Source organism: Acetobacterium sp. MES1, assembly GCF_002237635.1.
Classification (GTDB): Bacteria; Bacillota; Clostridia; order Eubacteriales; family Eubacteriaceae; genus Acetobacterium; species Acetobacterium wieringae.
Genome location: NZ_MJUY01000025.1, coordinates 99,562 through 120,695 on the forward strand (window position 1 = coordinate 99,562; position 21,134 = coordinate 120,695).

Annotated in this window: 17 protein-coding genes; 7 read left to right on the top strand and 10 right to left on the bottom strand. The window is 46.1% G+C overall.

Annotated elements, in window-relative coordinates; translation table 11 throughout:
- Window positions 1–47 precede the first annotated feature (47 nt).
- Window positions 48–677, bottom strand: coding sequence for an ECF transporter S component (locus BI182_RS08880; RefSeq protein ID WP_070370557.1), 630 nt, complete (start codon window positions 675–677; stop codon window positions 48–50).
- Window positions 678–848: 171 nt separating this feature from the next.
- Between BI182_RS08880 and coaBC the strand changes: the two genes are divergently transcribed.
- Genes coaBC through wecB form a run of 5 tightly spaced genes read left to right on the top strand, consistent with a single transcriptional unit; the run spans window position 849 to window position 5,597 of the window.
- Entirely contained in the window at window positions 849–2,048 is a 1,200-nt protein-coding gene (gene coaBC / locus BI182_RS08885; RefSeq protein ID WP_286807099.1) for a bifunctional phosphopantothenoylcysteine decarboxylase/phosphopantothenate--cysteine ligase CoaBC, read from the top strand.
- Entirely contained in the window at window positions 2,048–2,812 is a 765-nt protein-coding gene (locus tag BI182_RS08890) for a threonine/serine exporter family protein (protein WP_286807103.1), read from the top strand. Before coaBC ends, BI182_RS08890 begins: the two co-directional genes overlap by 1 nt.
- A 2-nt stretch (window positions 2,813–2,814) precedes the next feature.
- Window positions 2,815–3,294: a threonine/serine exporter family protein gene (locus tag BI182_RS08895; RefSeq protein WP_286807107.1), complete on the top strand. Its 480-nt coding sequence runs from the start codon at window positions 2,815–2,817 to the stop codon at window positions 3,292–3,294.
- The gene (locus BI182_RS08900) at window positions 3,278–4,435 is read left to right on the top strand and encodes a hypothetical protein (RefSeq protein ID WP_286807109.1); all 1,158 of its coding nucleotides are present in this window, start codon (window positions 3,278–3,280) and stop codon (window positions 4,433–4,435) included. The genes BI182_RS08895 and BI182_RS08900 overlap by 17 nt, the downstream gene beginning before the upstream one ends.
- Before the next feature lie 40 nt (window positions 4,436–4,475).
- Window positions 4,476–5,597 carry a non-hydrolyzing UDP-N-acetylglucosamine 2-epimerase gene (gene wecB, locus BI182_RS08905; protein ID WP_286807111.1) on the top strand — a complete coding sequence of 374 codons (1,122 nt, stop codon included), beginning with the start codon at window positions 4,476–4,478 and terminating at the stop codon, window positions 5,595–5,597.
- 59 nt (window positions 5,598–5,656) lie between these two features.
- On the opposite strand, the gene BI182_RS08910 is transcribed toward wecB, so the two are convergent.
- The 7 genes from BI182_RS08910 to BI182_RS08940 all read right to left on the bottom strand — a co-directional run bounded on the left by BI182_RS08910 (window position 5,657) and on the right by BI182_RS08940 (window position 15,211).
- On the bottom strand, window positions 5,657–6,520 hold the full coding sequence (locus BI182_RS08910; protein WP_250933190.1) for a GGDEF domain-containing protein: 864 nt from the start codon (window positions 6,518–6,520) through the stop codon (window positions 5,657–5,659).
- Window positions 6,517–8,628, bottom strand: coding sequence for a cellulose biosynthesis cyclic di-GMP-binding regulatory protein BcsB (locus tag BI182_RS08915; protein ID WP_286807115.1), 2,112 nt, complete (start codon window positions 8,626–8,628; stop codon window positions 6,517–6,519). Before BI182_RS08915 ends, BI182_RS08910 begins: the two co-directional genes overlap by 4 nt.
- A gap of 212 nt (window positions 8,629–8,840) precedes the next feature.
- Window positions 8,841–10,097, bottom strand: coding sequence for a glycosyltransferase family 2 protein (locus BI182_RS08920; RefSeq protein WP_286807120.1), 1,257 nt, complete (start codon window positions 10,095–10,097; stop codon window positions 8,841–8,843).
- Window positions 10,094–11,701 carry a DUF2334 domain-containing protein gene (locus tag BI182_RS08925; protein WP_286807123.1) on the bottom strand — a complete coding sequence of 536 codons (1,608 nt, stop codon included), beginning with the start codon at window positions 11,699–11,701 and terminating at the stop codon, window positions 10,094–10,096. The genes BI182_RS08920 and BI182_RS08925 overlap by 4 nt, the downstream gene beginning before the upstream one ends.
- Window positions 11,698–13,296, bottom strand: a complete 1,599-nt coding sequence (locus BI182_RS08930; protein WP_228882865.1) for a YfdI family membrane protein — start codon at window positions 13,294–13,296, stop codon at window positions 11,698–11,700. Before BI182_RS08930 ends, BI182_RS08925 begins: the two co-directional genes overlap by 4 nt.
- Before the next feature lie 262 nt (window positions 13,297–13,558).
- Window positions 13,559–14,479, bottom strand: a complete 921-nt coding sequence (locus tag BI182_RS08935) for a SufB/SufD family protein (protein WP_286807131.1) — start codon at window positions 14,477–14,479, stop codon at window positions 13,559–13,561.
- Between the two features lie 3 nt (window positions 14,480–14,482).
- Window positions 14,483–15,211 carry an ABC transporter ATP-binding protein gene (locus BI182_RS08940; RefSeq protein WP_070370546.1) on the bottom strand — a complete coding sequence of 243 codons (729 nt, stop codon included), beginning with the start codon at window positions 15,209–15,211 and terminating at the stop codon, window positions 14,483–14,485.
- Between the two features lie 348 nt (window positions 15,212–15,559).
- Here BI182_RS08940 and BI182_RS08945 point away from each other — a divergent pair, with 348 nt between their 5' ends.
- Both BI182_RS08945 and BI182_RS08950 read left to right on the top strand, forming a co-directional pair.
- The gene (locus BI182_RS08945) at window positions 15,560–16,936 is read left to right on the top strand and encodes an FAD-dependent oxidoreductase (RefSeq protein ID WP_242871582.1); all 1,377 of its coding nucleotides are present in this window, start codon (window positions 15,560–15,562) and stop codon (window positions 16,934–16,936) included.
- A 35-nt stretch (window positions 16,937–16,971) separates the two neighbouring features.
- Complete coding sequence (locus tag BI182_RS08950; RefSeq protein WP_243134867.1) at window positions 16,972–17,199, top strand: rhodanese-like domain-containing protein; 228 nt, start codon at window positions 16,972–16,974, stop codon at window positions 17,197–17,199.
- 35 nt (window positions 17,200–17,234) lie between these two features.
- Here the strand turns inward: BI182_RS08950 and galE are convergent, their stop codons facing one another.
- Window positions 17,235–18,224, bottom strand: a complete 990-nt coding sequence (gene galE, locus BI182_RS08955) for a UDP-glucose 4-epimerase GalE (RefSeq protein WP_286807140.1) — start codon at window positions 18,222–18,224, stop codon at window positions 17,235–17,237.
- 263 nt (window positions 18,225–18,487) lie between these two features.
- Window positions 18,488–21,133, bottom strand: a complete 2,646-nt coding sequence (gene ppdK, locus BI182_RS08960; protein WP_148638706.1) for a pyruvate, phosphate dikinase — start codon at window positions 21,131–21,133, stop codon at window positions 18,488–18,490.
- Between the last annotated feature and the right edge of the window lies 1 nt (window position 21,134).

Sequence of the window (21,134 nt, forward strand, 5' to 3'; positions counted from 1 at the left end):
AAACCCAAAACAGTTTTTTTGCAAATTTAAAATTTATGTACCAAGACTTATTGCAGCGCCGGTTTTCCGGTATACCGCAACAACGCCTTACAAATGGCGACTGTGAGTATTCCCGCTACAATCGCTTCCGGCAAACCATTGATGGCGATAACCGAAAGGATGACACCGTATAAGGTGGACACGGCCACATTTTTGGCTTCAGCATAGCTCTGTCCGAAAAACAGATAAATAAAATTCATCACCAGCAGGGTGTTGGTCAGCGATCCGGCCACCCCGGCAAAGCCCAGCGCCAAGACATCGTTGTTTTTTATCTTTTTCATGCCTGTGTAGACATAATGAGGAACCACACCAACTAAAATTCTGGGAACAAAACAGATCACCAGACTCCAGAAGTTACCGGAATAGGTTCCCAGCGAATAAAACGGCGTGAACACAAAGGATGTCACCGTCGGGTTAAAGGTATTATTGATCAGGCTGGTCAGTCCAAAAACAAATCCCAGAAAAGCACCATAAAACGGCCCCAGCATAATGCTGCCAATAATGACGGGAATATGAATGATGGTCGCCCGGGTGAATCCCAGCGGGATATAGCCAAGAAATGGGGTAACTGCCAACAAAACGATAATCGCCACAAAAAAGGATAATTTGACCAAATCCTTGGTCTTGATATTTTTCATTTTTACCTCCTGCTATCGTTCCAGTCAAGCCGGATACAATGCATCTATATTTTAACGTCTTTTTTATTTATTTTCAATAAAAATTTACTTTGATCCTGGATTTACTTCTGGCCCCCGGGTTTGGTATAATGATTATGAAAATTAATGAAAACAGTTGGAAAAGGAAAGCCGATGAAAAATCTATTAAAAAATAAAACCGTTGTTCTGGGTATTACCGGAAGCATCGCCGCTTATAAAATGGCCAGTGTGGCCAGCAGTCTGGCTAAAATGGGCTGCGATGTTCAAGTCATCATGACCAAAAACGCCCAGGAATTTATCGCCCCCCTGGTCTTTGAAAGCTTAACCGGCAATAAGTGTATTGTGGACACCTTTGACCGCAATATCCGTTATGATGTGGCCCATATCAGTCTGGCCAAACGGGCCGATCTTTTTATGGTGGCACCCGCTTCAGCCAATGTCATTGGAAAAATCAATGCCGGGATTGCTGACGATATGCTCACCACCACCATCATGGCTTGTCACTGTCCCAAGCTGATTGCCCCAGCTATGAATACCGCCATGTACGAAAACCCGATTGTTCAAAATAATCTGAACAGTCTTAAAAAACTGGGTTATCAGATCATCGATCCGGCGGTCGGGATGCTGGCCTGTAAAGATGTCGGCGCTGGCAAACTCCCCGATGAAGAACTACTGATCAACCACATTCTCCGGGAAATTGCCTTTTTTCATGATCTCAAAGGCAAAAACATCTTAATCACGGCCGGTCCCACCTGTGAAGCCATCGATCCGGTTCGTTACATCACCAATCATTCCAGCGGAAAAATGGGTTATGCCCTGGCCCAAGCGGCGATGCTGCGAGGTGCCAATGTGACCCTGATCACCGGCAAAACCGCCATCACACCTCCGGCCTTTGTCAATGTTGTTCCGGTTGTTTCCGCCAGTGACATGTGTTCCCAGGTGATGGATCATTTTGAAACCACCGATATTGTCATTAAGGCTGCTGCCGTTGCTGATTTCAAACCCAGCGACGTGGCCACGGAAAAGATCAAAAAACGCGATGGAAAGGCAGTCATTCATCTGACGCCGACGATTGATATTTTAAAAACTATTGGTGAAAAGAAACGTCCCGACCAATTTATCTGCGGTTTTTCGATGGAAACTGAAAATATGATTGAAAATACCAAGGAAAAGCTTTATTTCAAAAATGTGAATATGATGGTGGCCAATAATTTAAAGGAAAAAGGTGCCGGGTTTAATACCACCACCAACCGGGTGACGATTATCACCCTGGAAAAAACCGAAGCCCTGCCACTTTTGTCCAAGGATGCGGTTGCCCACCGGATTCTTGATGCCATCCAGGACGAACTGTAATGACCATTACCCAGCTCAGTCATGTGGCCATGGAAATGGGGGTGATCCTTCTTTCCAATGGTGCTGAAACCTACCGGGTGGAGGAATCGATGCATCGGATCAGTATTGCCCTGGGCGCCAAAGAAGCAGAAATTTTTGTTGTGCCCACCACCATCATACTCTCGGTTACCCTGGAGGGGGAGGTTCCCCTGACCCGAACCCGACGAATTCACACCCGTAAAATTGATTTGACCAAGGTCTCTGAAATTAATCATTTATCCCGTCAGATCTGCTATGAACCCACCAACTACAAAGACCTGATCGCAGAAATCCGGCGTATCGATACCATCCCTTCTTATCCTTATTATCTTCATGTCCTGGCTTTCGCCTTTATTTCCCAGATGTTCACGCTCTTTTTTGGCGGCAGCCTGGTCGATAGCGGAATCGGATTTTTGATTGGTATTGGCATTAAACTGCAAATGGACATTATGGGACGCTTTGAAGCCAATGTTTTTTTTACCAATATTGTTGGCGGGCTCATTGCCTCCACGGTTGCGGTTACCGCCACCGGACTGGGTCTGACCACCAATATGAACACCATTATTATCGGTTCGATTATGACCCTGGTACCCGGGCTGGCGATCACCAATTCGATCCGGGACATTATTGCCGGGGACTATCTCTCCGGACTGACCAAAGGCATTGAAGCACTGCTGATCGGCGCCGCCATTGCCGCCGGGGTCGCCGTTCCACTAAGTCTGTTGCGACCATTCTGGGGAGGTTGAAAATGAATTATATCACACCCTGTCTATATGCCTTTGGAGCCTCCCTGGCCTTTGCCATCGTCTTTAATATTCCCCGCAACAAGCTGCTGCTTTCGGCTCTGGGAGGGCTGCTGGGCCAACTGGTTTACGTGGTTTTTCAGCTCTTCATCAGCAATGATGTCATTCTCTATCTGCTGGCCACCATTGCCATCTCCCTTTATGCTGAGGTGCTGGCCCGGTTGACCAAATCGCCGACCACCATTTATCTGGCTGTGGCCCTGATTCCGCTGGTTCCCGGCGGTGGTATTTACTATACGATGCTCTATTTTATCAACGGCGAAATGGATCTTGGCATCACCACCGGGGTCCACACCCTGCTGATTTCGGGTGCCCTGGCCGTGGGGATCATTATGATTTCTTCGACGGTCAACCTGGTTCGAAAGGTGATGCTGCGCGGTTCTTCAAAAATAGGAAAGAAGCGAAAACATGGCAAAAACGCTTAGACGATCGTTTATCTTTGTTGTCCTGACCGGCTTGATTGTTTTGCTTTGGGGAAATTTTCTGCCCCACACCGAGGATAATACTAAATTGGCTAATTACACCACCCTTGTTTCGGAACCGCTGATTCCAGTCGACCCCCTCTCCCGGGAAGCGCTTAATTGTCGGGCCTTTATCGGCGATCACCTGACCTCACCATATGGGGGTATTTACACCAATTATCAGAGCACTGCCCGAACCGGGGATTTATCTGCCGGTCATGAAGTACTATCTGAATCGATGGGACTATTATTGGAATATGCCCGCTTAACTGGCGATCAAAAACTATTTAACGACACCGCCAACTATATTAAAAATTATCTGATGGTTGATGATATCTTATTGTGGCGGATCGTTGAAAACAGTGATCCGATCACCGACGTCTCAGCCACCATTGATGATCTGCGGATTTACCAAACCCTGGCCCTGGCCAAAAACCAATGGCCTCATAATGATGCTGCCGCAGAAATTTTAAAAACTCTGGAAAATCAATTGCCCTCAAAGGGATTTCAGTCCGGCTACCTGGTTAATTATTACAGCAATACCAGCCCCACCCAGGATAAAACCGTGGAGGTGGCCTATATCAACCTCGCAGCCATCCAGACCCTGGCGACTGCCAAGCCTGAAATGGCCTCGACAGTCACCACCAACCAAGAGATTCTACTGGGTAGCTTTATTGGCGAAAGCTTGCCACTTTACCATAAAAGCTATGATCCCTCTAAAAGAATATATACCGATGCTGATGGAAAAATAAACATTCTGGATAGCCTGATGGTGATGCTAAATCTGGCTCATGTCGGGATTTATTCGCAGCAGTCCATCGACTGGCTGGAAGAGCACACCGCTAGCGGAACCCTTTATTCCTATTATGATCCCCAAACCGGGGCCGCACTGGATACTCAGGAGTCATCAGCCGCCTACGGCCTGGCTGCTCAGATCGGGGCTGCCCTGGGGAATGAATTTTTAACCGGCAACGCCCTGACCCAGCTTAAAAAGCATCAGAACAGCGATCCCCTCAGTCTCTTATACGGCGGTTTCGGCTACAACAATAACGCCTATTCCTACGACAACCTCCAGGCTCTGCTGGGTCTGATTTATAACAAGTAATCGCTTCGACGATATGACAAACATGATGAGAGGGAGTAAAATGAAAAAAATTAAAGTCATGCTTCTTTTTGGAACCCGACCGGAGGCTATCAAAATGGCGCCACTGGTGATTGCTTTAAAAAAAGATCCCCGTTTTCAGACCCTGGTCACCCTGACAGCCCAGCACCGGGAAATGCTGGATCAGGTGCTGGCGCTTTTTGCGATCACCGCCGATTATGATTTGAATCTGATGAAGCCCGGTCAAACCCTTTGTTATCTCACGGCCAGTATTCTCGATGAACTGAAACCAATTCTTGAGACTGAATCCCCGGATATGATTCTGGTTCATGGCGATACTACCACGGCCTTTGCTTCAGCCCTGTCGGCTTTTTATGAACAAATCCCGATTGGCCATGTCGAAGCTGGTTTGCGAACCAAAAACAAGTACTCCCCCTACCCGGAGGAAATGAACCGCACCCTGATCAGTCAGCTGGGGGATCTGCATTTTTCGCCGACCCCCGGCAATCGGGATAATCTGATTCGGGAAGACATCCCCGAACGTCAGATCGTCATTACCGGGAATACGGTCATTGATGCCTTATTAATGACGGTAACGGACAACTACCAGTTTGCCAACCCGATCCTTAACGCCATTGACTATGACACACGCCGAGTCATCTTATTGACTTCCCATCGCCGGGAAAATATTGGTGCCCCGATGGTAGAGATTTTTTCTGCCATCCGGGAACTGGTGCTGGCTAATCCGGATGTGGAAGTGGTCTTTCCGATGCACCCCAATCCACAAATTGCCAAAACCGCCCTGCCACTATTGGCTGATCTTGACCGGGTTCATATTCTTACCCCGCTGGACTATGAGGAAATGTCCAACCTGATGGGCCGGGCCTACCTGGTGCTCACCGATTCCGGCGGCATTCAGGAGGAAGCTCCGGCTCTGGGAAAACCAGTGGTGGTACTGCGTAAGGAAACCGAACGCCCGGAAGCCGTCGCCGCCGGAACCGTTGTCATGGGCGGGGTCGAGAAAGCCAATATCATCCGGATCACCCAGCATCTGCTGGATGACCCTCTGGCCTACCAGACCATGGCCCAGGCTGTCAACCCCTATGGCGACGGCAAGGCCGCCTTGCGCATCTGTCAGGCCATTGCGGCTTATTTTAATAAATAATAAAAAGACCAGCTATTGTGACGCAATAACTGGTCTTTTGCAATCTCCGGGTTTTCCCCTTAGCCGACATCGTATTCCATTTCTTTTCGGGCCTTTTCAATAAATTCCAGCGGCGAAACCATCTCGCCATTCTTACAATTGTCACAATGAAAAACCCCGATTTTTAAATCAATTTCCACCTCGTAGGGGGCTGTAATGGTATAAAACTCTTCGGTTTTCATATGATCTCTGATCCGCTTTTCAACAATTTTGGTTCCGGCGGTATCGGTAATCAAAAACAGACCAAAGGTGATATCCTCTTTTTCAATCAGGTACAGGGTATCCTCCGCCCGGAGACTGCGATGCATAACCTCAGTCATCTGGCGGATGAACAACGGCAGCCGTTCTTCACCCAGAATTCGTTTGATCTCTTTATAGTGCCGAAATTTGATCATCATCAGGGATAACTCGATCTGTCCCCGCTTTGACATCCCAATAAAAATTTTGGCATCGCTGACCAGGGTCCGAAAGTTTCGCAGGCCGGTGTCCGGATCCACCGTCGATAAGCTGACATTTTCATCTTCAAGTTCATTAACCCGATTCTGTAGCGCCTGATTTCTGCTGGTCATCAAGCTGACGACATAGGTATACAGGGGCAACAGCACAATCCAGAAATAGGAGGAGGCGGTCAGCGGTTCACCGTTTACCAGCACCAGAAAAATCGTATAGGAGATATAGAAAAAGATCACCACGCCGTTGGTCACCAGACCCAGGGTGATATTGCTGAAATAAGTAATTAAGATCACCAGAAAGGTCACATTCAACATTACCAGGTTTTGAACATAATGGTCAGCATCCTGGGCGGTAAAGGTAATGGTGACGAAGGTCAGTACCAGAAAAAATACAATCCCCAGATCAGATAATACATGATCCCGATTTTTCATTTTCGCCAACCTCCCTTCTTAAGCTCAATGCCGTTCTTCCTTACCACCATAATCAGACCTGCTGCCAGCAGAATGATCACCATGATGCTGACCAGCAGAAAAATCTGAGCTTCCTGGTTTACCGAAATTTGCTGTACCACCGCAATAGTGGGATTTTTCGGCGCTTTAAAGCGATAACTCTGGACATTGCCATTGGTATCGGCTAACGCAGCATCCCCCGATAATCGCCCCAGGTTTTTCATTTCGCCCAGATTATTGCCAATCGCCACCAGACCGGTCTGATTCGGGGCCGCCACCATCAGGCTGGCACGACCGGGTTTGCTGTATAGTGAAGTCAGCAACTGCGCTGACCCCAGGGTTTTACCGTAAGTCGGATCGATGACCAGTTTTTCATTGGAAAGGAAAGTGGTACCATCTTCGCCAAATTGAAAGTACAGCTTGTCATTGTTACTCTTGATAAAACTATTATTCTGGTAGGTTCCCACCGCAATAATATTAGAATAGAGTGCTGTTTCATTCATTTCGTCAGGGTAAAGAACGGTGAGCTCCCCGGTATTTCCCCTGGTATAGCGTCCCATCACCCGGAACATTTTGGCCAGCAGGTTGGCGGTTTCACCATCCAGCTGATCCGGCACCACCAAACTGACCGCATTATAACTGTAATCAGTCACAAAGGGGTCTGGATAGTTTTCAAAAATCAGATCCTGACTGGTCACGGAGTTAATTTTTAACATTGTGTTTGGCGTGAGGTAGGCCCAGGGCATGTCCCCCTGCCGCAAGCTGCACCACAGATCTTTTATTTCCAGATCAAAGGTTACCTTGACCTGGAAGGAACTACCAATATCAATGTCGATGGGAATCGGGATGGTGGCCTCATCGCCGCCCGCCTTACTCTGAGAGAGTTTTCTGCTGCCGACGGGAACATCATTGATAGATACCGTCATCAGCGACCGGTCAAAGTCGAGATTTTCTGAATAGCGGTAATTCAGGTAAAATTCACTGGCATTGGTCAGGCTTCGGTTGGCCGGGTAATTGATGGTAAACTCCTTGACCTGATGAAAGGCTCCATTGTAATAGCTTCCTTCTGAACCGGCAAAACTGATATAGGTTTCCGCTTCATAGACTTCGGTTTTAATATCTTCGGTTTTTCCCAGCAATTTTACCGGCGCCTGCAACTGGTTCATCAAGGCCGGGTTTCCCAACATCCTACCGGCATTGATCAGGGCCACGTCGTTTTTGGCAGTAATGATCAGGGTATTAATTCCTGACCCTTCATTAAGCAAAACCAGCACAGCATTCTCATCATCGATACCGTTCTGGTCAGCCTGGTTCCGGTAGTTTTCCGGTAACTGGTCATACCGGGCAATGATGATACGGTTCCGGGAAAGATTCCCTGCAGGATCACTAAATGTTAAAATCGGAAAATACCCGTCACTATAAATCGTCTGGTTGGAGATCCCGGAAATTCCCAACAAAGCTGCGTTGAGCTCTGCCGGACTGTCTGAATCCGAAATGATAAAGGCCGATTCTCCATAGCGCAAAGCATCCACCTCAAAAAAACGATTATAGAAGGAGGCAATACTGGTGGTAAAAGCGTTTTTATCAAATCGTACCGAAACGGTTGATTCCTTGAATATATCCAACCAGTTAGCTTCGCTGACATCATCCACACAGGGCAGGGCATTCTGGGTTCGCATATAGCCATCAATCCGGATATTATTGTAACCTTGCTGGAGCAACTCCAGCGGTACATAAATATCAATGCCATGCCGGTTGCCGGAATTATCAGCCGGCCGTAATGAATAAAAATATGTCCCATTAATGGCCACCGTCAGACTGGATAGCTGGGTGTCTGCCAATTGGGTGGCCCGGTATTCCAGATGCAAAAGGACGGTTTCCACGTCCCAGTCTTTGGCAATCCAGAAGGTTTGTTCGGCGGTCGAAAACAAACCCTTCATCGATTGATCCGAAAAACTGGTGACAAAGGTCTGGGGTTCGGTCCGTAGATCAGACTGGGGCACCCCACCATAGTTGGCCGCACTGGCCGGCTCAATCAATAGCCCCAACAGCAAAACCAGCAAAACTATTGTAATCGTCGATCGTTTCATTTTCTCCTCCTTTATGTCATGAATTTAGGCATTTGCGAAACTAAAAACATCGAACAAGAATTGCTTTGGGTGCAGTTTCCACAAACAATTTTGTAACGTGTAGACAAACAGCACAAGAAAATGTTGTTCGCCCTAGTGTAAAAATTGTTTCGTGCGAAACTGGATCCAAAGCTCATGCTACCTTCGCAATCACTTATCCATTGATTATTATTTCAGCCCTGGAAGCGCTCGGTTTTATACCATTTGCTGTCCTGCTTTTTAATCCGGTCTTTAAAATACTGATAGACCCCATACACCGTTACGATGATCCACATCTGACAATAGGTAAAATACATCAGGGCGATGATAAAGAAATTGGCGACACTCATCTCGCCTTTCTCCGTTGTCAGGGCAATAAATACCCCCAAAACAAACATCACGAAAGCGGTAAACCAGAGCAGGTTGCTGAATCCCTGGATGGAAGTGGAAACCAACCCGGCCATATTCATAAAAAAGATAATATCCGACACCACCAGCGCCGTTAAAAGCAAAAAGTAAGTGGATAGGAAATAAAAAATATCAAAGCGGATTTTTCTGGCCTCTTTATCAACCAGATAACCAATATTTTTTATCAGCACATAAACATTGCCCTTGACCCAACGGGTTCGCTGTCTAAACCAGACCCCCAGGGTTTGGGGTTCCTGTTCCCAGGTCACCGCCTTGGGCTGGAACTTGATTTTATATCCCATTAAATAGATCCGGAAGCTGATTTCGGTGTCTTCTGCCACCGCCTTTTCGTCCCATCCACCGATCGCCTCAATGATGGTTCGGCGCAGAATGAAATTGGTTCCGGGAATCGTGCACAGCTTCATCAGCTGCCACCGCCCGGCCTGGGCCATCCACTGAAAAGAGAGGGTTTCAATATTGATAAAGCGGGTCAGCAGATTGACCTCCTTATTCCGGGTGCGGAATTTTCCAATCACCGCCCCCAGCGAATCATCGGCCTTAAGTTCAGCGGCAAGATATCTCAGAGCCTTGTGTTCCGGAGTATTGTCGGCATCATAAATGGCGATAAAATCGCCTTTAGCCTGCTGATAACCGATATTCAGGGCATTGGATTTGCCCTTGCCACCGGTAATATTATCGGTATTGATGACAACCAGATTGCGACCGGGGTTATCGTCCTGGATTTCTTTGAGCAGCTCAGCACTGTTATCGGATGAGTTATCATTGATCACAATAATCTCGTAGCGATCCTCGGGATAATCAAAGGCCAACAGTGCTGCCACCGTTTTGACGATCACCACCCCTTCATTATGGGCTGGTACCATAATCGAAACAAAGGGGTACTCCCCGGATATTTCTGGCGGTTTCTGCTGTTCCACCTTGAGATAGTAAACATATCCGGCCACAATCAGGACAATGTTGACAAACAGGAGACTCCAGATTAAAAAGATATTGATCACCATTATATAATCAAATACGTTCATGGGGTGTTGCCCTCCTTTTTATCATTTTGATTAACTGGCTGCTTGTTTTGCTCCTGATCCACCACTTTTCGGAATTTGCTGAGATAGACCCAACGGCTGAAAACCACAATGATGATAAAAACCACAATAATTATTCCCACCACTGTCAGTAAAAAGGCGTTGCCTGCGGTAAAAATTTTTTCCAGGCTGTATTCCGGGGGTTTCTGGTATGCGTAATCATCACTGATGGGTTCCTCGTCATATACCAGCGAAACCGGAAGGCCATTGACCCAAATCCCTGCCGGGCCACTAAGGACGGTATTCTGTCCGATGGTCCACTGATTGTCCAGCTGCTGATAGTTCGTCAGAGAAAGCCATTTTTGATTGATGGTATTCAGCTGTGCAGTCAGCACGTCCTTATTTTCCGGTAGCGCCATGACAATGGTGGTATTGATGGGGTAGTTGCCAAAATTACGATTCTGACTACTGCTATTTATTACGGTTTCAAGTGTCACTGCCATACTGGCTGAATTCAGGGCCCAGCTTGCTTTTGGCCCCGGCGCAGCGATGCTGGTATCCGACATAATTATCCCTGATGAAAATAAATTGAGGGGATTAACCGCATCGACTGCATCAAAAAACAAACTTTCGTCAGTTACCAGTCCCAAGGGATACACCCCATTTTCCACCATCTTCGCAATAACCGTATACATTTTTTCCGATAGCACCGTGCTGCTATCGGACACCGTCGCCGGACTGGGGCGGTGAATCAGGATGGTTCCATTTCTTGACTGTACATAGCGGAGCACCTGATAAAATCGGGCCATCGCCGGATAATCGATATTATCATCTAACGGTGCCACCCCCAGCGTAAATGGGATGCCATTGGCGTAAAAAGCATCAGCTGTTTCAATCACCATGTTCAGATCCGAAAAAGGATAGATATCCGGAATCAACAGGGTCATATGGACTGAGTTAATTCGTCCAAACCAGTCTTTGAGTACTTCTCCCAATCCCAGGGTAAACCCCGGCTGGCCGATAAAGGTCGGAACATAGGTCAGCTGGCCGCTGGTTTTGGCAAACGGATAGCTTGCTGTTCCAACTCCGATGGTGACTTCGCCAGAATCCGGTGTGGCATCAATCACCTGCAACTCATCGATCCAGATACTGTTGATGGCCAAGCCATTGAGGTTCACCGAAACGGTTCGGCCCAGCTGACGATTGACGGGAAAACCCGCCAGCCCGGGAACCAATTCCGGTGCTGCAAAACCAATATAAACCATTGCTCCGGAATAGTTCTGACAATCCGCAATAAGGGCCGGATTATTGATGGTGTTTTGGGTATTTTTCAGGACAATCACTTTTTGATAAGCCAACAGCCGCCCGCCAGGGTAATCGTCCATCGACACGATTTCGGCCGTTTGCGACAGCGAACTCAGCAGGGTTTCCACCTCACTGAGATTATTGCGATAAACCGTGTCCACCGCCAACTGATCATAAATCAACAGCACATCCTGGGGACTGTTGACGATAGCTTCCTGGTTGACAACTTCAGTGGCTGCGATCAGTGACATCGGCAAAATTATTAAAAATACGATGATAAAGCTCATAATGCGCCGTTTCATAATCGATATCCCCGCTGTTCCCGCTGTTTTTGCTTATTCTTGTTGCGATTTAAAAACGCCTGTTTTCGGGCCTCCCAATCCACCTTACGTAATTGTTTTTCAATCCAATGAATGAACTTACCCAAAATAATAAATGAAATCAGATCAAAGGTCAGCGAAAATATGAATAAATGCCCCAGTGTATCGGCATCTCCCGAAGTGATAATCGCCACATATAATTCCCAGAGTCCGATAAACAGCCAGGTCATCAGGCCGACAAAGCGCAGGGTATTGCGCTCATTTTTTTCAATGATGCCTTTCCTAAAAAAGCGGACATAGACACCAATAATCACCCCCATCCAGATGATAATAAAACCGAAATTTCCTGGTAGGTAATTGGCTTTAAGAAAACTCCAGAGGGTAAAAAAACTGGTTTGGGCACCGGGGGCATAACCCTGGGTTATTTCATAATTTCCCAGCCAGGCTGGCCGGATATTAAAACTGCTGTCCACCGAACGATTAAGCATTTCATACAATTGACCGGGATTGGCCAGATAATAAATGGCCACGCCAGTAGGGTTTACCTTACTAAAAAAGGCACTCTCCATTTCCTGGCTGTCCATGGTTTCCGGAGCGATCGCCTGATAATATGAGGTGCCGGTGAGCACTGCATATTGGGGATTGATTGAAAATTCTTTCAGGGCCTGCTCCGGGTTTTCAGCCGTCATCAATACCCCCCGGGTCATACTGTGGTAGGCACTAAGATTTGTCAGTCCATTGGGCATTACAAAAAAAGCTGTCAGTGAACACAGCATCAAAAGGCTGCCACCAACAACACAGATGCGGATATAATATTTATCGGCACTGACATATTTAAGACTGATCCCCAGAATTCCCAGAAACAATCCCAGTAGAGCATATTGCTGATTCAAGAGACAAAGCAGCAATCCACTTAAAAAAAAGCAGCCGATTAAGAGATAATCATTCAGCTTTTCCTGGCCCATCAGAATCAGCGACGTTCCCAGAATCATCACCAGAAAAAAACTGAGGGCCTGGGGGTAAAATGAATTAATCCAGGCGGTGTAGGCAGTATCGCCAAAGATGATTACTCCCAACCCAACAATGACATAGGACCACCTGGCCCGTTTGCCATAAGTGACCGTTTCAAATAAAAAATACATTGCGATCAAATAAAAAATCGCGATCACAGCACCGTAAAAACGCATATCGAACAGCCCATCCCAGGTATAAGCCCGATCCAGATTTCTGGCGGCATTGAGAAAAGGTGTCTGTGAAGTAATCTGGCCATTGTCAGAATCGTTGTAATATTCCATGATGCCCCAATTTTTTTGAAAATAAGCCATCGCTTCTTTCGGGGTCAGTTTTCCCAAATTATAAAGGTCACTGCCTGTTATAATCGCCGCAGTGCTACCATCATCGCCCATTCCAATAACCGGCGGCAAAAATAAAACCACGAAAAGCAACCCACATAAAACAAGCACTCCCAGGGTCGAGGGCTTAGTAAAATACTTAAAAAGCCCTACCCGAATCTTTGGCGTGTTTTGCTTTAGTGGCTCTTCTAAATGAAGGGTATTGACGTCTGGCTCTTTCTTCATGCTACATTTCCCCTTAATCATTAAGCATGCCATTCTTGGCAGGTAGTCCGATCCATGTATCCAGTAAAACCTGGTTTAGCGATAATTTATCGCCAGATTAATTGTGTCATTCTTTTTAGATCACTTTTTTATCCCATCAGATGTAATTCAATAATTACATGATTTATTACCCGATTGCTGCATTGTTATTCAGATTTTTGCTGATCAGCTAAAAAGAGAACCTCTGATGCCATCAATCAGAGGTTCTGCCAGTTTGGTTAAACTAATTTAAAAAACCGTCAATAATTTTCGCTTCTGCTTCCCCTTCGGTTAGGCCTAAAGTCATCAGCTTAATCATCTGATCACCAGCAATTTTGCCAATAGCAGCCTCATGAATCAGAGTGGCATCCAGACTATTGGCGGTAATTTCCGGAATCGCACTGACGACCCCATGATCCATAATAATTGCATCACATTCAGAGTGACCCACACAGCGGGTGTTGCCATTAATTTTGGAAATAAAGGTCTGTCGGGAATAATCCCGGGCGACGGAACGGGAAATCAGATTAACACTAGAATCTTCACCATCCATATCCACTTCAAACTTGGACTCAGCAAATTGCTCGCCATGGGTCATCAGTTTTTCTTTGATTACCAGTTTGGCCCCATCTTTAAGTTTGGCGGTGGTAAAGCGGCGGGTGGAATCAACCCCTTTGATCTGGGTTGTTTCCATTTCCATGTAACTGCCTTCTTCCTGAATCACCTCAGTGACCGGATCAATAACCCGTTTTCCTGTACCGGTTCCTTCGCCAATGTGTTTTTCAACATAGCGAACTTTCGAATTTTTTCCCAGAAAGAACCGATGAATCCCGTTATGCTCCGAGCCATCACAGCTATCCCCAGTGCTGACGCCGCAGCCGGCAATAATGGTGATATCAGCATTTTCGCCAATAAAGAAATCATTATAAACCAGGTCATGAACCCCGCTACAGGATACCAGGGCCGGGATAAAGACGTTTTCGGATTTGGTGTCGGGCTTGACAATAATATCGATACCGGATTTATCTTCTTTGCTGACAATCTCTATGTTTTCGCTGGACTGCCTAGCCACACTTTTGCTGTTTTCCCGGATATTATAAGCACCTTTGGGCATTTCATCCAAGCCGCTGACTTCTTTTAATAATTTTTTTGCGATGTCGTTCATTCTTTATGCCTCCAATATATCATGACAATTTAAACAGTTTTTGGGATCTTCACAATGCAAAAGCTCCGGCAACACACTTTCTTTCGCACCGCGCTTGACAATGGCACCGTCAACCATGGCGATGATTTCATCGGCTACATCTAAAATACGCTCCTGATGGGAGATGATGACAATCGAGTTTTCCTGACTCTGATGCATTTTTAGAAAAATATCTATAAGGTGATTAAAACTCCATAAATCGATACCAGCTTCTGGCTCATCAAAAATTGACAATTTGGTATTGCGGGCAATGATGGTGGCAATTTCAATTCGTTTGATTTCCCCACCGGATAAGCCATCATTGAGCTCCCGATGGATATAATCCTTGGCGCAGAGACCAACCTCTGACAGATAATGGCTGGCATCCATTACCGATAGCTCCTCACCCTTAGCAATGTTGATCAAATCATGAACGGTGATCCCTTTAAAACGCACCGGCTGTTGAAAACCAAAGCTGATCCCTCTTTGGGCCCGTTCTGTGATCGACAAATCGGTTATATCTTCACCGTAAAAAGTAATTTTACCTTTGGTGGGCTTTAATACGCCAGAAATAATTCGAGCCAGCGTTGATTTGCCCCCACCATTTGGTCCAGTGATGGCGATAAACTTACCTTTTTCGATGGTTAAATTAACATCCCTTAAAATTTCTTTTTCATTTTCAACTTCAAATGAAATGTTTTCGAGTTTTAACATGATTTCTCCTCATCTGTTCTTTTCAAAGTTTTATTACTGTTTCCATTATACCAAATTTTTCCCGGATTGTAATCCCGGCCACTTAGGATAATTCCATTTTCTCAGCTTTACTATTTTATCACTTTTCTCATTTCTTGAAACTGATTTCATGGGGTAAATTTTTACTGTCGCCAGGGTAGCTATAATTTACCCATACCTATGGTTTTGTTACTGTTATTTGTCTCTGGAAGCCTCAAATGGTCATTGCTTTTGCATCATTGTTTGATTATAATGAAGATACTACGATTTTTAAACAGGGATTTTTATTACTATTTGGTGAGACACTGATTTAAACTAAAGGAGATAACCATGAAAATAATAGTCATTGGCGCAGTTGCCGGAGGCACCTCGGCGGCAGCCAAAGCCCGACGAAATGATGATTCGGCCGAAATAGTTATCTATGAAAAAGATCAGGACATATCCTATTCCGGATGTGGACTTCCTTATTTTATTGGCGGTAAAGTCGCATCAATCATGGAATTGACCCCTCGAACACCCGAATTTTTTAAGACCAAATACAATATTGATGTCCATATCCACCATGAGGTCTTAAAAATTAATATTTGCGATAAAAATGTTATTATTAAAAACCTGGAAACGGGAGCCATTTTCGAAGATCGCTACGATAAATTGATAATCAGTACCGGCGCCCAGGCTTTTGTCCCTCCGATTAAAGGAATTGAACTGGAAAATGTTTTTTTCCTCCGCAATGTCCAAGATGCCCTGAAAATCAAAACCTTTATGAACAACCATAAGCCCCAAACAGCGGTGGTAGTGGGTACCGGCTTTATTGGTTTTGAGGTGATGGAAAATCTGTTGGCCTGCGGCATTCAGGTAACCCTGGTGGAACGGGCCGGTAAATTGACTCCTAACCTTGACGCGGATATGTCTCAATATCTGGAAAAGCTGCTCAAACAAAAAGCCATTCCCATCCTGAAAAATGCCAATGTGGTTGAAGCCACCGCTCAGGGCGTGGTTCTGGAAGATGGCAGCCTTGTTCCTGGTGAGATGATTATTGTCGCCACCGGAGTTAAGCCCAATGTTAGCCTGGCCCGGGAAGCTGGCTTATTGCTGGGTGTCACCGGAGCCCTACGGGTTGATGAACGGATGATGACCATTGATACTGATATTTATGCCTGTGGCGACTGTATCGAGACCTGGTCATCGGTCACCAAAAAACCTCACTACCGGCCCCTGGGTTCAACTGCCAATAAAACCGGACGGATCTGCGGCGATAATATCACTGGCGGCAATGTGATTTATCCGGGTAACTTAAGCACCGGCATTTTTAAGGTCTTTGATATCAGCATCGGCAGCACCGGCTTATCCGAAGCAGAAGCCCTTAAGGAAGGTTATGATATCGAAATTGTCCATAATATCAAGCCCGACAAACCAGGTTATTATGGTGGTCGGGAAATGCTGATCAAGGCTATCGCTGATCGGGCCACCCAAAAACTCTTAGGCGTACAGATCATCGGCTACGAAGGAGTTGACAAACGCCTGGATGTTTTTGTCACCCTGATTACCTATGGGGCCACCGTGGCTGAATTCTTTGATCTGGATCTCGGCTATGCGCCACCATTTTCCACCACCAAGGATCCGATCCATTATACCGGGATGATTCTGGATAATGCCCTGAACAATGGACGAAAACTGATCACCCCCGCCGACTTAAAAAAAAACTGAATAATGGGGAAACTTATCAAATCGTTGATACTCGAATAACTGAACACTATACTACCGATCATCTGCCAAAAGCGCAGAACATTCCCCATCAGGATCTGCGCCGCAAACTGACGCTGTTTAATCAGAACCGTCCAGTGATCACTTATTGTAATAAGGGTGTCACCGGTAATGCAACCCAGAACATCTTACTTAACCACGGCTTTAAAAATGTATTTAATCTTTCTGGAGGTTTTCAGTTTTATGATGCCACCAATGAAGAGTGATCAATCTTTAAGCATGCTGATTTTTTAACAGCGCTTTATTCGCCATAGCCCTGGGGATGGTTTTGATGCCATTTCCAGGCTGTTTTTATAATCGTGTCCAAATCAGAATGCGCCGGTTTCCAGCCCAACTCCTGGTGGGCTTTTTCTGATGAGGCAATCAGCTCAACTGGATCGCCGGCTCGTCTGTCTGCAATCTCCACTGCAAAGGCTTCTCCGGTGATGGCCCTGGTTCTGGCAATCACTTCTTTGACGGAAAACCCTTTACCATCACCTAAATTATAAATATTACTTTCGCCACCAGCCAGTAGTTTTTCCATCCCTAAAATATGAGCGGCAGCGATATCCATAACATGAATATAATCCCGGATGCAGCTACCATCAGGGGTGGGATAGTCTTCTCCGAAAATGCTGATTTTATCCCGCTGGCCCAGGGCTGTTTTTAAAATCAGCGGCAGCAAATGGGTTTCGGGGTTGTGATCTTCCCCAATCTCCCCGCTGGGATGAGCACCAGCGGCATTAAAATAACGGAAGGTCATCGATTTTAAGCCATGGGCCTGATCCAACCACGGCAGCATTTTTTCGACTGCCAGTTTTGTCTCACCATAGGTATTGGTGGGCTTTTTAGTGCTGTTCTCGGTAATCGGGCTCTGCTCCGGTTCACCATACACAGCCGCAGTTGATGAAAAAACAAACCGTTTGACCTCCTGTTCGACCATGGTTTCCAGCAGACAGAGGGTGCCATAGACATTATTGTGATAATATTTGAGCGGCTCTACCATCGACTCACCCACCAGCGAGTTGGCACAAAAATGCATCACGCAGTCAATCGGATGAGCCTGAAAGACCTGCCCAAGAAAGACCCGATCCCGGATATCGCCTTCTTCAATTACTGCCTCTTTCGGTACCGCTCCCAGATGCCCGGTTGAGAAGTTATCCAGTACCACTACCTGATACCCCTGCTCCACCAGCACCCTGACCACATGTGATCCAATATACCCGGCTCCCCCACAAACTAAAATTTTCATCGTGTTCCTCTATTTCTATTATTTATTGTTGTATTTGTTGATATCTCTTTATTATAGAACTTTTTCTAAAAAAAAGAAACCCCGAAGGGTTTCTGGGACTGTCAAACAAGATAACCTAGTACCGACAATTGTTACATCATGTTGTACGCATCGGAGCGGACACGGCAGAGCCTGTCCGATTCCGTAGCGAACAACAGATTAACAATTGGTCGGTACGGTAGTTTTTCGACAACCTCAGAAACCCCGGAGGGTTTCATAATCGTTTATTTGTCAGTAAAGGCACTTTTATTGTTGCTTAATGCTGCCTGAGCTGCGGCCAGGCGGGCAATTGGCACCCTAAATGGTGAGCAGGAAACATAGCTCAGTCCAACACTGTGGAAGAAGAAAATCGATTTGGGATCGCCGCCATGTTCACCACAAACACCGATTTTCAAGTCAGGCTTGGTTTTACGGCCCAGGGTGACACCCATTTCCACCAGTTTACCAACACCTTCGACGTCAATGCTCTGGAAGGGGTCATTAGGCAGAATCCCTTTGTCTTTATAATCGGTAATAAACTTACCGGCATCATCCCGGGAGAAACCATAGGTCATTTGAGTCAGGTCATTGGTTCCAAATGAGAAGAATTCAGCTGTTTCAGCAATCTGATCAGCAATCAGGGTAGCCCGGGGAATTTCCATCATCGTTCCCACCAGGTATTCGATATCTGATTTTTTTTCGGTTTTAATGAGTTCCGCTGTGTTTCTGACTACCTTTTCCAGGTAGGTTAACTCTTCGTTAATACCAATTAAAGGAATCATGATTTCCGGGATTACATTAAAGCCATCTTTTTCTTTGACTTCAATGGCCGCTTCCATTATCGCCCGGGTTTGCATTTCAGCAATTTCCGGATAGGTAATCGCCAGACGACACCCACGGTGACCGAGCATCGGGTTGAATTCTTCCAAACCCTGAATGATGGTGATCATATCTTCCACGTCAAAGCCCATATCGGCAGCCAAAGCTTCGACGTCTTTGGTTTCTTTGGGTAGGAATTCGTGCAGTGGTGGGTCAAGCAGACGCACGGTCACCGGTCGACCTTCCATGGCTTTGTAGATGCCAATAAAATCTTCTTTTTGCATTGGCAGAATTTCCGCCAGGGCTTTTTCCCGCTGTTCTTTTGATTCGGAGAGAATCATTCGTCGGACGCTAGGTAGCCGATGTTCATCAAAGAACATGTGCTCCGTACGACAGAGGCCAATACCTTCGGCACCAAAACGAACCGCAACAGAGGCATCCTTGGGGGTGTCGGCATTGGTTCGAACTTTCAGGGTTCGGAATTCATCCGACCAGGCCATGATCTGGCCAAAATGTCCTGACAACTCAGGGGTAACGGTTTTGATGCCACCCTTGTAAACACTACCGGTGCTTCCGTTTAATGAGATGTAATCTCCTTCTTTGAAAATCTGATTGCCAACAGTGAATTGTTTGGCGGCTTCATCCACCTTGATGGATTCGCATCCAGCTACACAGCATTTTCCCATCCCCCGGGCAACAACTGCCGCATGAGAGGTCATGCCACCACGAGCGGTTAAAATCCCGTTGGCAGCATACATGCCTTCAATATCTTCTGGGGATGTTTCCTTTCTGACCAGCAGTGTTTCTTCGCCATTGGCAACGGCAGTACAAACCGCTTCGGCCGTAAAATAAATTTTACCGGTGGCGGCACCTGGTGAAGCCGGCAGACCTGTAGCCAGCAATTCGGCTGCTGATAGTGCGGCTGCTTCAAAGGTTGGGTGCAACAGCTGATCCAGGGCAATCGGATCCAGTCGCAAAATGGCTTCTTCTTTGGTGATCAGCCCTTCTTCGACCATTTCCACTGCGGCACATATAGCAGCCGCAGCCGTTCGCTTACCGGTTCGGGTTTGCAGCATAAAGAGTTTGCTTTTTTCAATGGTAAACTCAATATCCTGCATATCTTTATAATGTTTCTCCAATAATTCGGCGGTTTCATGGAATTGTTTGAAAACCTCCGGCATAATATCCTGCAACTCATTAATATCTTTAGGAGTTCGGATTCCTGCCACCACGTCTTCTCCCTGGGCGTTAATCAGGAATTCACCAAATAGTTTTTTCTGTCCGGTTGCAGGATTTCGGGTAAAGGCGACGCCAGTCCCGCAATCATTGCCCATGTTTCCATATACCATCGACTGAACATTAACAGCGGTGCCAATGTCGTGGGGAATATCATTCATGTTTCGGTAGCTGATGGCCCGATTGTTATTCCATGATCTGAATACCGCTTCGATCGCCATTAATAATTGTTCTTTGGGATCTAACGGGAAATCTTCACCAGTTTCATCTTTAACAATTTTTTTATAAGCAACAACGATTTCTTTAAGATCATCAGCAGTCAATTCGGTATCGTCTTTATAACCATTTTTTTCTTTGGCGGCTTCCAGTACGTGGTCAAATTTCTCTTTACCGATTTCCTGGACCACATCACCAAACATTTGAATAAAGCGGCGGTAGCTGTCAAAGGCAAACCGTTCGTTATCCGTTGCTTTGGCAATACCGGCCACGGTTTCGTCATTAAGGCCGAGATTTAAGATGGTATCCATCATACCTGGCATTGAAAACTTGGCACCTGAACGAACGGAAACCAACAGTGGATTATCTGCATTACCAAATTCTTTTTCACATTCTTTTTCCAGAATACTCATGTATTCATTGATCTGACCGACAATTTCGTCAGAAAGTTTTTTGTCCTGATTATAATATTCAGTGCAGGCCTCGGTGGTTACGGTAAAGCCCCCGGGAACTGGTAAACCGATGTTTGTCATTTCTGCAAGGTTAGCACCCTTCCCCCCCAGCAGTTCCTTCATGTTTGCATTACCTTCTTTAAACAAATAAACCCATTTTTTTGACATT

What these genes read in the sequence shown, in the direction of transcription:
- BI182_RS08890 (WP_286807103.1), top strand. Translation starts at nt 2,048, where the DNA reads ATGACCATTACCCAGCTCAGTCATGTGGCCATGGAAATGGGGGTGATC.
- galE (WP_286807140.1), bottom strand. Translation starts at nt 18,224, where the DNA reads ATGAAAATTTTAGTTTGTGGGGGAGCCGGGTATATTGGATCACATGTG.
- ppdK (WP_148638706.1), bottom strand. Translation starts at nt 21,133, where the DNA reads ATGTCAAAAAAATGGGTTTATTTGTTTAAAGAAGGTAATGCAAACATG.
- BI182_RS08930 (WP_228882865.1), bottom strand. Translation starts at nt 13,296, where the DNA reads ATGAAGAAAGAGCCAGACGTCAATACCCTTCATTTAGAAGAGCCACTA.
- BI182_RS08880 (WP_070370557.1), bottom strand. Translation starts at nt 677, where the DNA reads ATGAAAAATATCAAGACCAAGGATTTGGTCAAATTATCCTTTTTTGTG.
- coaBC (WP_286807099.1), top strand. Translation starts at nt 849, where the DNA reads ATGAAAAATCTATTAAAAAATAAAACCGTTGTTCTGGGTATTACCGGA.
- BI182_RS08920 (WP_286807120.1), bottom strand. Translation starts at nt 10,097, where the DNA reads ATGAACGTATTTGATTATATAATGGTGATCAATATCTTTTTAATCTGG.
- wecB (WP_286807111.1), top strand. Translation starts at nt 4,476, where the DNA reads ATGAAAAAAATTAAAGTCATGCTTCTTTTTGGAACCCGACCGGAGGCT.
- BI182_RS08935 (WP_286807131.1), bottom strand. Translation starts at nt 14,479, where the DNA reads ATGAACGACATCGCAAAAAAATTATTAAAAGAAGTCAGCGGCTTGGAT.
- BI182_RS08895 (WP_286807107.1), top strand. Translation starts at nt 2,815, where the DNA reads ATGAATTATATCACACCCTGTCTATATGCCTTTGGAGCCTCCCTGGCC.
- BI182_RS08910 (WP_250933190.1), bottom strand. Translation starts at nt 6,520, where the DNA reads ATGAAAAATCGGGATCATGTATTATCTGATCTGGGGATTGTATTTTTT.
- BI182_RS08925 (WP_286807123.1), bottom strand. Translation starts at nt 11,701, where the DNA reads ATGAAACGGCGCATTATGAGCTTTATCATCGTATTTTTAATAATTTTG.
- BI182_RS08900 (WP_286807109.1), top strand. Translation starts at nt 3,278, where the DNA reads ATGGCAAAAACGCTTAGACGATCGTTTATCTTTGTTGTCCTGACCGGC.
- BI182_RS08915 (WP_286807115.1), bottom strand. Translation starts at nt 8,628, where the DNA reads ATGAAACGATCGACGATTACAATAGTTTTGCTGGTTTTGCTGTTGGGG.
- BI182_RS08940 (WP_070370546.1), bottom strand. Translation starts at nt 15,211, where the DNA reads ATGTTAAAACTCGAAAACATTTCATTTGAAGTTGAAAATGAAAAAGAA.
- BI182_RS08945 (WP_242871582.1), top strand. Translation starts at nt 15,560, where the DNA reads ATGAAAATAATAGTCATTGGCGCAGTTGCCGGAGGCACCTCGGCGGCA.